2 protein-coding genes are annotated in these 2,022 nt (G+C 70.9%); both read right to left on the bottom strand.

Annotated elements, in window-relative coordinates; translation table 11 throughout:
• Positions 1-106: 106 nt before the first annotated feature.
• On the bottom strand, positions 107-1,768 hold the full coding sequence (locus tag AB0472_RS26130; protein WP_366359518.1) for a ricin-type beta-trefoil lectin domain protein: 1,662 nt from the start codon (positions 1,766-1,768) through the stop codon (positions 107-109).
• Positions 1,769-1,897: 129 nt separating this feature from the next.
• Positions 1,898-2,022 (bottom strand): RICIN domain-containing protein (locus AB0472_RS26125; protein WP_366359571.1); only part of this gene is annotated, 125 nt, incomplete at its 5' end.

Here is a 2,022-nt window from a genome sequence, read left to right as displayed (position 1 = left end):
GGGCCCCGGGTGGGGGGGTCGCCCCGGGCCCCGCCGGGGGGCCCGGCGGCGGGGGGCGCGGGGGGGGGGGGGGGGCCCCCCCGGGGGGCCCCCCCCCCCCCGCGGCTCATGCCAGGGCGAACTGCTGGGCGCCGGAGCCGTTGCAGTCCCAGATCTGCAGCCGGGTGCCGTTCGCGGTGGCGCCCGAGGGCGAGTCGACGCACCGGCCGGTGGTCGGGTTGGACAGCGAGCCGTCGGCGTTGGCGACCCAGTTCTGGTACCCCCCGCCGTTGCAGGTGGCCAGCTGGAGTTTCGTGCCGGCCGTGCTGACACCGCCCGCTATGTCCAGGCACCTGCCCAGTGTGCGCAGGGTCTGGCCGTTCCAGGTCCACTTCTGGTCGAGCGAGGTCGTCTGCTGGCAGTCCCACAGCTGGACCGCGGTGCCGTCGCCGCCGGTGTCGTCACCGGCCACGTCCACGCACTTGCCGCCCGGACCGTAGATGGGGGTACCGATGGCGAACTGCTGGGCACCGGATCCGTTGCAGTCCCAGATCTGCAGCCGGGTGCCGTTGGCCGTGGCGCCCGACGGCGAGTCGATGCACCGGCCGCTGGTCGGGTTCCGCAGCGTGCCGTCGGTCTGCCGCACCCATGACTGGTAGCCCCCGCTGTTGCACGTGGCGAGCTGCAGCTCGGTACCCGCGGCGCTGTTGCCGCCGGCGATGTCCAGGCACTTGCCGAGGGTCTGCAGGGTCTGCCCGCTCCACGTCCAGTGCTGGTCCTTGGCCGCCGGCTGGCAGTCCCACAGCTGGACCGCGGTGCCGTCGCCACCGGTGTCGTCACCGGACACGTCCACGCACTTGCCGCCCGGACCGGTGATCGTCTGACCGGTCACCGAACCGCCACCGCCGGAGCCGGGACCCTTGTTGTACACGGCCACCGAGTCGATCACCAGCTTGCCGCCGGACACCGTGGCCGCGTTCGGGCCCCCGCCGAACGCGTCCGGGAACCCGCCGCCCATCGCCAGGTCGTAGATGATGAAGAAGGGGTGGTCGACGGCGTCGGACCAGGTCGTCGCGTCCACCTGGCCGGCGTTGACGGTGAAGAAGTTGGTCCCGTCGAGGTAGAACCGGATCTGCTCCGGCGACACCGAGCGGTCGATCTCCACCGCGTAGTCGTGGAAGCCGGTCTGGCAGCCCGAACAGGCGCGTTCACCCGAGCCGATCCCGGTCGACTCGTTGCACGGCCCGCCCGGGTTCACCCCGCAGTGCAGGGTGCTGAAGACCGAACTGCGGCCGTTGATGTCCTCCATGACGTCGACCTCGCCGGACTTCGGCCAGGTCACACCGGATCGCAGCGGTGCGCCGAGCATCCAGAACGCCGGCCAGTAGCCCGCGCCGTTGGCGGTGGTGACGTTGGGCTGCTGCAGGACGGACTCGATGCGGACGACTCCGCCGGCCGGGGCGCCGAAGGACGCCGACTGGGTCTCCACGCGCCCCGAGGTCCATCCGCTGCGCGGGTCGGAACCGGAGTGCAGCGCCTGGAGCACCAGATGGCCCTGGCCGTCGTAGTAGACGTTCGAGGTGCTGTCGGTCATGGTCTCGATCTCACCGGTGCCGAAACTGCTGCCCGGCCCGGTGTCGTACTTCCACAGGCTCTGGTCGATGCCGGTGCCGGACGCACCGTTGAAGTCGTCGCTCCAGGTGAGCGAGAAGCCCGACGGCGTCGGGGGCACGGCCGCCTGGGCGGTCAGCGAGGCGGTGACGGTGGCCGCCACCGTGAGCGCGGCCACGGGAATCAGCGCGAGGGTTCTTTTCCATCTGCCGCGCGACGGTCTTCCGAGTCGAAATGTCATGTACCTGACCTCCAGGTGATCCGAGTGGGGGGAGTGACGGCATCCGAACACTGTGGAGACCCGGCCCTACCCGAACTGCCACAGGTGGTCGGCGGTGCCGTTGTCGTCGAATTGGACGACGTGTGCGCTGTTGGCGGTGGACATGAGGTCGACGCCGAGGACCTTGCCGGAGTTCTTGTTGCGGATGCGGT

It is taken from the genome of Streptomyces sp. NPDC086777 (assembly GCF_040702065.1).
Taxonomy (GTDB): domain Bacteria; phylum Actinomycetota; class Actinomycetes; order Streptomycetales; family Streptomycetaceae; genus Streptomyces.
Note: the sequence above shows the minus strand (reverse complement) of the source record. Positions and strands in the feature narration are given on the sequence as shown.